8 protein-coding genes are annotated in these 9,145 nt (G+C 61.7%); 4 read left to right on the forward strand and 4 right to left on the reverse strand.

Features of this window, described 5'->3' with window-relative positions:
* Nucleotides 1–19: 19 nt before the first annotated feature.
* From ACIQH5_RS21835 to lysS, 4 genes are all read right to left on the reverse strand, one after another.
* Entirely contained in the window at nucleotides 20–2,512 is a 2,493-nt protein-coding gene (locus ACIQH5_RS21835) for an ATP-dependent Clp protease ATP-binding subunit (protein WP_400407614.1), read from the reverse strand.
* 362 nt (nucleotides 2,513–2,874) lie between these two features.
* Entirely contained in the window at nucleotides 2,875–3,201 is a 327-nt protein-coding gene (locus ACIQH5_RS21840) for an Lsr2 family protein (protein WP_014920382.1), read from the reverse strand.
* Between the two features lie 129 nt (nucleotides 3,202–3,330).
* Nucleotides 3,331–3,504, reverse strand: coding sequence for a hypothetical protein (locus ACIQH5_RS21845; protein ID WP_011772935.1), 174 nt, complete (start codon nucleotides 3,502–3,504; stop codon nucleotides 3,331–3,333).
* Nucleotides 3,505–3,506: 2 nt separating this feature from the next.
* Nucleotides 3,507–5,036 carry a lysine--tRNA ligase gene (gene lysS / locus ACIQH5_RS21850; protein ID WP_400407617.1) on the reverse strand — a complete coding sequence of 510 codons (1,530 nt, stop codon included), beginning with the start codon at nucleotides 5,034–5,036 and terminating at the stop codon, nucleotides 3,507–3,509.
* 75 nt (nucleotides 5,037–5,111) lie between these two features.
* Here lysS and ACIQH5_RS21855 point away from each other — a divergent pair, with 75 nt between their 5' ends.
* The 4 genes from ACIQH5_RS21855 to ACIQH5_RS21870 all read left to right on the forward strand — a co-directional run bounded on the left by ACIQH5_RS21855 (nucleotide 5,112) and on the right by ACIQH5_RS21870 (nucleotide 8,911).
* A complete protein-coding gene (locus ACIQH5_RS21855) occupies nucleotides 5,112–6,014 on the forward strand; it encodes an alpha/beta fold hydrolase (protein ID WP_400407619.1) in 903 nt (300 codons plus the stop codon).
* Between the two features lie 9 nt (nucleotides 6,015–6,023).
* A complete protein-coding gene (locus ACIQH5_RS21860) occupies nucleotides 6,024–6,878 on the forward strand; it encodes an alpha/beta fold hydrolase (protein ID WP_400407621.1) in 855 nt (284 codons plus the stop codon).
* Nucleotides 6,879–6,985: 107 nt separating this feature from the next.
* On the forward strand, nucleotides 6,986–7,819 hold the full coding sequence (locus ACIQH5_RS21865) for an alpha/beta fold hydrolase (protein WP_400407623.1): 834 nt from the start codon (nucleotides 6,986–6,988) through the stop codon (nucleotides 7,817–7,819).
* 198 nt (nucleotides 7,820–8,017) lie between these two features.
* Nucleotides 8,018–8,911: a glucose 1-dehydrogenase gene (locus ACIQH5_RS21870; RefSeq protein ID WP_400407625.1), complete on the forward strand. Its 894-nt coding sequence runs from the start codon at nucleotides 8,018–8,020 to the stop codon at nucleotides 8,909–8,911.
* Nucleotides 8,912–9,145: the final 234 nt, after the last annotated feature.

Here is a 9,145-nt window from a genome sequence, read left to right on the forward strand (position 1 = left end):
GCGCTTTGTGCTGCTGCGCTTACGCGGTGGGAGCGATCTCCGGGATACGCGGCTTGGCGTTGCCTTCGAACGTGAACTTGGCGTCGTCACCTTCGCCGTCAACGTCCACCACAACAATGTCGCCGGAGTGGATCTCGCCGAACAGGATCTTCTCGGACAGCTGGTCCTCGATCTCGCGCTGGATGGTGCGGCGCAGCGGCCGGGCACCCATGGCGGGATCGTAACCACGCGTGGCCAGGAGAACCTTGGCAGCGGGGGTGAGCTCGATGCCCATGTCCTTGTCCTTGAGGCGACGCTCCAAGCGGTTCACGAACAGGTCCACGATCTCGATGATCTCGTCCTGCGTCAGCTGTGGGAACACCACGACGTCGTCAACACGGTTGAGGAACTCGGGACGGAAGTGCTGCTTGAGCTCTTCGGTAACCCGGGCCCGCATCCGGTTGTAACCGGTCTGGGTGTCCGTGCCGGACTGGAAGCCCGTGGCCACACTCTTGGAAATATCGCGGGTACCAAGGTTGGTGGTCATGATGATCACGGTGTTCTTGAAGTCCACCACGCGGCCCTGGGAGTCGGTCAGTCGGCCGTCTTCCAGAATCTGCAGCAGCGAGTTGAAGAGGTCCGCGTGGGCCTTTTCCACTTCGTCGAACAGAACCACGGAGAACGGACGCCGGCGGACCTTCTCGGTCAGCTGGCCGCCTTCTTCGTAGCCGACGTAGCCCGGAGGTGCACCGAAGAGACGCGAAACCGTGTGCTTCTCGGAGTACTCGGACATGTCCAGCGTGATGAGGGCGTCCTCTTCACCGAACAGGAACTCGGCAAGTGCCTTGGCGAGCTCGGTCTTGCCGACGCCGGTGGGGCCGGCGAAGATGAACGAGCCACCCGGACGCTTGGGGTCCTTCAGGCCTGCACGGGTACGGCGGATGGCCTGGGACAGTGCCTTGATGGCCTCGTCCTGGCCGACGACGCGCTTGTGCAGTTCGTCTTCCATCTTGAGCAGGCGCGAGGACTCTTCCTCGGTGAGCTTGAAGACCGGGATGCCGGTGGAGTTCGCAAGAACTTCAGCAATCAGGTCCTCGTCAACCTCGGAGATGTCGTCCATGCCGCCGGACTTCCAGTTGCGTTCCTTCTCTGCGCGTTCGGCAATGAGCTTCTGCTCCTTGTCGCGCAGTGAGGCAGCACCCTCAAAGTCCTGGGCGTCGATGGCGGATTCCTTCTCCATCTTCACTTCGGCAATGCGCTCATCCATGGCCTTGAGCTCCGGCGGAGCGGTCATGCGTCGGATGCGCAGGCGGGCGCCAGCTTCATCGATGAGGTCGATCGCCTTGTCCGGCAGGAAGCGGTCCGAGATGTAGCGTTCGGCCAGCTGCGCTGCTGAGGCAAGGGCGCCGTCGGTAATCGTTACGCGGTGGTGGGCCTCGTAACGGTCACGCAGGCCCTTCAGGATCTCAATCGCGTGAGCGACAGAGGGCTCCTTGACCTGGATCGGCTGGAAGCGGCGCTCAAGAGCGGCGTCCTTCTCGATGTGCTTGCGGTACTCATCCAGCGTGGTGGCACCGATGGTCTGGAGTTCGCCACGGGCAAGCATCGGCTTGAGGATGGACGCAGCATCGATAGCGCCTTCAGCAGCACCTGCACCAACGAGGGTGTGGATCTCGTCGATAAAGAGGATGATGTCGCCGCGGGTGCGGATCTCCTTGAGGACCTTCTTCAGGCGCTCTTCGAAGTCACCACGGTAGCGGGAACCGGCAACCAGGGAACCGAGGTCAAGCGTGTACAGCTGCTTGTCCTTGATGGTCTCCGGAACATCGCCGCGGACGATCGCCTGGGCGAGGCCTTCGACGACGGCAGTCTTGCCGACGCCCGGCTCACCAATCAGGACCGGGTTGTTCTTGGTACGGCGGGAGAGGACCTGCATGACGCGTTCCATCTCCTGCTCGCGGCCGATCACGGGATCGAGCTTGTTCTCGCGGGCAGCCTGGGTCAGGTTGCGGCCGAACTGGTCAAGCACCACCGAACCGGCAGGAGTACCTTCCGGCTGGCCCTGACCGGAGCCGCTGCCTGCGGTCTCCTTGCCCTGGTAGCCGGAGAGCAGCTGGATAACCTGCTGACGGACCCTGTTCAGGTCTGCCCCAAGCTTCACCAGCACCTGGGCGGCCACACCTTCGCCTTCGCGAATGAGGCCGAGCAGGATGTGCTCAGTACCGATGTAATTGTGGCCGAGCTGCAGTGCTTCGCGGAGGGAAAGCTCGAGCACCTTCTTGGCGCGCGGCGTGAAGGGGATGTGACCGGACGGGGCTTGCTGGCCCTGACCGATGATCTCCTGCACCTGCTCACGAACGCCATCGAGCGAAATGCTCAGGGACTCGAGCGCCTTGGCAGCAACGCCTTCACCCTCGTGGATCAGACCCAAGAGGATGTGCTCGGTACCGATGTAATTGTGGTTGAGCATCCGTGCCTCTTCTTGGGCAAGGACGACCACGCGACGGGCACGGTCCGTAAATCTCTCAAACATTTCGCCACACTCCTAGCTACGACGTACTTTGATGCTACGTGTCCGAGAAGCACTTTTGGGGCGTGTTCGCCACAGGGGAAACATGACGTGGTTGCGGAATAAATCCTGCTCCGGCCCTTGACCCAGCCAGCCTGCGGTGTCACCCTGTTGCCCTGCCCGACAGCACATGGCTACCGTCGGCGGGCGGCATTTCCCCTATGCCCCTGGCCGCGGCTTTGTTGGAACCCATTAGTGCCGGTATTCGAAGCGTGCCTGGGCCAGAGATTCACAGGATATTCCAAGTGTTGGGGCGGCCGACCATAAACTTTCCGGCTTAAACGCCAATGCCCCGGCAGTGACTGCCGGGGCATTGCAGCGGTGAATCAGGAATTGGCCTTTTGGTACGCTTCCTGAATTTCAGCCTGAATACGTCCGCGACTGTTGACCGTGTAGCCGTTGTCACGGGCCCACTGGCGGATTTGCGCGGAATCCTGGTTACGTGCGGCTGTGGCACGGCCCCGGGTTGCACGGCCGGAAGAAGTCTTCCTGGCCTTTGCGACGTAGGGCTCCAATGCCTTGCGCAGCGATGCTGCGTTGGCAGTGGACAGGTCCATCTCGTAGCTCACGCCATCGAGGCCAAAACGGACAGTTTCGTCCGCGGCCCCTTCATCCAGGTCATCGACGAGGATGATTTTTACTTTCTGTGCCATGAGGTGCCTCTCATTTGGAGGGTTGGATAATCAGAAATTCCCCGGATTCCTTTGATGATTATCGTTCACGGCAAGCACGCACGTCAAAGCGTAATTGGATTCTCTTCCGTTAGCTGAACCCAATTGAAGCTATTTAGCTGCCGGGCCCTCGGATGCAGGTCCCGAATTTTTCAAATTCGCTTCGGCCTGTGCCTTGGCTTCGGCCTGCCGTTCTGATTTGTCCGCATTGAAGATCGACTTCATGGCAAACCAGAAGATCAATCCCACCACAATGGATGGCGCCAGGACTGCGATGTACTCCATAATCAGTGACCTTCAGGCTTCAACAACGGGAACAGGATGGTTTCGCGGATACCGGCACCGGTGAACAACATCACCAATCGGTCAATACCCAGCCCGATGCCGCCCATGGGCGGTGCACCGTATTCAAGGGCCCGGAGGAAGTCCTCGTCCAACTGCATGGCTTCCTCGTCGCCTGCAGCGGAGCGGCGGGACTGCTCTGTGAGGCGTTCACGCTGGATCACGGGATCGATGAGCTCGGAGAACGCCGTACCGCGCTCCATGCCGCCAATAATCAGGTCCCAGGCCTCGATGAGCCGGCCGTCCTCACGGTGCGGGCGTGCCAGCGGCTGGGCGGAGGGCGGGTAGTCGTAGACGAACGTGGGATTCAGCAGGGTGGGTTCCACGATCTCGCCGAACAGTTCCACAACGATCTTCTCGGCGTCCCACTTGGGGTCCACCTTGACCTCGTGCTTGGCAGCAATTGCCAACAACTCCTCCACCGTGGTGTCCGGAGTAATTTCACTTCCCACAGCTTCGGAAATACCCGGGTATACCGAAATCCAAGCCCATTCGCCGTCGAGGTTAATTTCTCCAGCATCCGTCTGGATGGTGCGAGTACCTACGACGTCGGCCACATTCAGGATGATTTCCTTCATGCGCTCAGCCATGACGAACTGGTCCGCCCATGCTTCGTAGCATTCGAGGGTGGTGAATTCGGGGCTGTGTGTGGAGTCCACGCCTTCGTTGCGGAAAACCCGGCCCATGTCGTACACGCGATCAATGCCACCAACAACGGCGCGCTTAAGGAAGAGCTCAGTGGCGATGCGCAAGGTCATCTTCTGGTCGAACGCGTTCATGTGCGTCTCAAAAGGACGGGCCGTAGCGCCGCCGTGAACCAGCTGCAGGATGGGAGTTTCCACCTCCACATAGCCGTGTCGGTCAAGGGTGTCCCGGACCGAGCGGGTGATAGCTGCGCGCTTGTAAACCATCTCGCGGGCTTCGTCACGGACCATGAGGTCCACATAACGCTGCCGAACGCGGGTCTCTTCATTCAGTTCCGCGTGCAGGACAGGCAGCGGACGCAGGGCCTTGGACGCCATGGACCACGAGTCGGCCATGACCGACAACTCGCCGCGACGGGAAGAGATGACCTCGCCCTTGATAAAGACGTGGTCGCCAAGGTCAACAAGGGCCTTCCAGTCAGCCAGGGCCTCCTCGCCAACATTGGCCAGGCTAAGCATCGCCTGCAAGCGCACACCCTTGCCGTCCACGCCGCCCTCCTGGAGCGTTGCGAAGCACAGTTTGCCGGTGTTGCGGACGAAGACGACGCGTCCGGTGACGCCCACTATCTCGCCGGTGGTTTCATCGGCTTCCAGATGCGCGTACTTCTCGCGGATTTCGCTCAGGGAATGAGTCCGTTCAACACCCACCGGGTAGGCCTCGGTGCCGCGCTCGATCAGCTTGGCGCGCTTCTCCATACGGATGCGCATTTGCTCGCTGGCGTCGATGGGCTCTGCGGAGGTGTTCAGGGCGGGGGTGTTTGCGGAAGTCACAGTCCTTAAGTTTACCGGTGATTACTGACCTTTACTTCCCGGCGCCAAGATCAGGGAAACGCATAGACTCGGGCTGTGGAAACGTGGACGGTTGAAACGGACGACGGCGGCGGACAGCTGGAGGTGCACACCTTCCGGCCGGCTGGTTCATTGGGTACTGCCCTTCCAGGTTCCAAAGCACCCGCTGAACCAACCGGCGTCGTGCTTGTTCATGGCACTTTGGTGACCGACTCCCTGTACTGGCCGTTCGCGCGGACGCTGAGCGTCATGCTGGGGCGTCCGGTGCACAGCTACAACCGGCGTGGCCGGGGCCATTCCGCACCACAACCACCGGGCTACTCAGTGGGCACCGAGATCGCGGACCTTCAAACGGTCATGGAACAGAGCGGCTCCACGGATGTGGTGGCTCACAGCTACGGCGGATTCGTAGCTCTGCAAGCCGCCCGCCAGGCCAGGATCAACAAGTTGGTGACCTACGACGCCGCCGTGTCGCTCTCCGGCAACCTCAGCAGCCGCTGGCGGCCCGAGCTCGAGGAAGCTGTTACCTCCGGGCAGCTGGATCATGCGTGGGCCCACCTGGTGCAAGGGCTGGGGACCGCTGGGCCCATTTCCTATCTGCCCATGGGTGCGCTGCGGGCGCTGAGTGTCCTCTCGGCCCGGACCCGGCTCGGTTTGGAGATGCGATCCCTGCTGCCCACCGCGGTCACGGAAATGCGCGCGGTACTGGACGCCGACGCCCACCTTCACGACTTCATGAAACTCTCTACTCCCACGCTGATGCTCAGCGGCGGCTGGAGCCCGTCCTACTTCGCAGAGACCGGCCGGATGCTGGCCGGGGCCGTGCCTGCGATCACTTTCGCGGTGGTGCCACTGCAGTTCCATGAAGGTCCGCTCCGGCCCGGGAAGCGGCTCGCGTCCCGGATCGCCCGGTTCCTGTCGGGGAATGTGGTGGGCGAGGAAACCCACAGTGCCCCCTAGGATGTTCCGGTGAGGGAACAGGACATCAGAACGCACGACGGCGGCAAACTCGCCTTGTATAGCTACGGCACCGAAGACGCGCCCGGGGAACGCCGGGTGGTGCTCATTGGCGGGGCATTCCTGACCGCGCTGATCTACCGTCCTTTCTCCATAGCCCTGTCCAAGGGACTGGGTGAAGGCTGGGCCGTGGATGTGTACGACCGCCGTGGCCGGGGCAAGTCCAGCGAGCAGCCGTCCGACTACTCCATGGCCACCGAGATCGCCGATGTCCGCACCATCATGGACGCCACGGGTGCCCGCAACATCATGGGCCACAGCCTTGGCGGTTCGGTGGCCCTGAACGCCGCTCAGGAGTTCGTGGGCAGCTCCCACCAGCCGGACAAACTTGCCGTCTACGACGCCGCGGTGAATATCGACGGCAGCATGGATACCAGGTGGATCAAAGGGTTCGAGGACTCCGTCAATGCCGGTGACATCAACCAGGCCATGGCGAAGATGAAGCGGGGCATGGAGGCTGGTACAGCACTTGCCCGCGTACCTGAACCCATTCTGGCCGGGCTCATGGCCGTGGTGTCACGAACCAAAGTGAACAAGCTATTCCGCGACTTGCTGCCCACTGGCGTGGGGGAACTCAAAGCAGCCTTCGATGAGTCCGATACTCCGCGGGATTTCTCCGTCCTTCCTTCCAGCACGCACTTCATGGTGGGTAAGAAGAGCCCGCAGTTCTACAAGGTGGCAGCCGCACGCCTGAACAGGGCCGTTCCCGGCAGCACCCTGGAAGTCTCACCCAAGGGTTTTCACGGCTCTGTTCCAGCGGCGGTCAATGAACTGGTCTCAGACATCTCGGACTACTTCAAGGGCTGAGCGGTTTTCATACTTTCCCAGGGGATTGCTTTTTCCACGCGGATTGCTTTTTCCACATAGGGACCGGGAAGGTGCCTGCATTCAGGTCGCTCGGTTAGGCTCAAGTCATGACGCGCGACATCATCATGACCCACGACGGCGGCCACCTCGAAGTACTCACCACCGGCGGTGAGCTGGCAGCGGCAGGCTCCGGCGTCGTCGTCGTTCCTGCCTCCATGGTCACGGCCACTGACTACGCACGCTTTGCTCAAAAACTCAGCGAGGCCCTCGGCCGCCCCGTCCACACCTTCAACCGGCGTGGGCGCGGTGATTCGTCCCCGCAGTCAGAGGACTACACCCTTGAAGCGGACATTAGGGACCTCCACGATGTCATGAAGCACACTTCCAGCACGGACGTCTTCGGGCACAGCTTCGGCGGTGCCGTTGCGCTGCATGCGGCTCGAACCCTGCCCGTGGAGCGCCTCGCTGTGTATGATCCCGCAGTGTCGGTCAACCACAGCGTCAAAGCCGATTGGACACCGGACTATGAACGCGCGACGGCGGCGGGAGACTACGATCGCGCCCTCGCCATCCTCATCAAGGGAGTGGAGACCGGCGGGACCTTCGCCCGGATGCCCTTGTCCATGTTGACCCTGGCCAACAAGCTGGCCGCTGGCACACCGCTGGGCAAACAGATGCGGGAGCTAATGACCTGCGGTGTCCGCGAAATCAAAGCCGTCATCGCGGCGGACATGCCTGCTGAACCATTCCTTGAGCTTCCCCTGGAGACGCTGATTGTGGTGGGCGAAAAGAGCCCCGCATACTTCGGTGTTGCGTGCGGCCAGATCCACGACATCTTGTCCGGATCCAGCTACACCATCCTCCCCGGGTTCGGGCATGACGGACCCATCAAGGCGCCGGACAAGCTGATCGCGGAGTTGTCGGAGTTCTTCTCGGGTTAGGATCGCCGGCAGCATTTGGGCCGTATCGACGTCCACATGAAGTGGTTCGGCTGACCAGCGTGGCTTGGCAGACCGCTCTTCCCACCCCTAGGCTGTAATTCATAAGTCCCCTTACCTTTTTAGGGGACGGGCGCTGACCGGCTTGATTTCCCGGCGGCTGCCTTACGTGTCTCAGCACCCGGCAACAGGAGGAGAACCATGACTGATCAGTACACATTCCGAAACCCTGTGACCGCCTACGAACAGATCTCACCACCCGTACAGCACCAGCCCGAACCCGGCCTTGATGCCGAGCTGACACCCAAGGCAGACCTTGGTGACGAGAGCTACCGCGGGACGGGACGCCTGGAAGGCCGCAAGGCGATCGTCACTGGAGCGGACTCGGGAATCGGTGCCGCCACGGCCATCGCCTTTGCCCGGGAAGGGGCAGACGTCGTTCTTTCCTACTTGCCCGAAGAGGAAGAAGACGCCTCGCGAATTGCCGGCATCATCGAGGCCGCAGGTCGCAAGGCCGTCAAGGTACCCGGAGACCTCAAGAACTCCGCCACGTGCCAGGAAGTGGTGGATACCGCCGTTGCCGTCCTCGGCGGAGTGGACATCCTGGTCAACAACGCCGGCAAGCAGGTGGCTCAGGAAAACCTGGCCGAGATCACCGACGAACAGTTCGACCACACACAGAAGACCAACGTGTACGCCATGTTCTGGCTGACCAAGGCGGCGCTTCCCCACCTTCCTGCAGGGTCCACAATTATCAACACCACATCCATTCAGGCGTACAACCCGTCGCCAACGCTGGTGGACTACGCCACCACCAAGGCGAGCATCAACAACTTCACTAAGGGACTCGCACAGCAGCTCGCGCCCAAGGGCATCCGGGTCAATGCCGTTGCGCCGGGACCCATTTGGACGCCCCTGCAGGTCAGCAGCGGCCAGCCCAAGGAAGAGCTGCCGGAGTTCGGGCAGTCGACGCCTCTCGGCCGCGCGGGACAGCCGGCAGAACTGGCACCGGCCTACGTGTTCCTGGCCTCGCCCGAGTCAAGCTACGTGGTCGGCGAAACGCTGAACGTCAACGGCGGTACCCCCACGCCCTAGCTCTCGGGCGGTGAAGTCGTAGGCCTCGCCTTCTAAGGGGCGGGCTTGTTCCCTCATATAAGGGAAAGCTCGTCCCCTAGGCTGGCGACGAATGTGGTTGTTAAATGCGGGGAGCCCCGACCTGTGTTGGTCGGGGCTTCCCGTTAATGGTTGTCCGGCGGTGTCCTACTCTCCCACACCCTCCCGGGTGCAGTACCATCGGCGCTGTGGGTCTTAGCTTCCGGGTTCGGAATG

This window comes from Paenarthrobacter sp. NPDC091711, assembly GCF_044756605.1.
GTDB lineage: Bacteria > Actinomycetota > Actinomycetes > Actinomycetales > Micrococcaceae > Arthrobacter.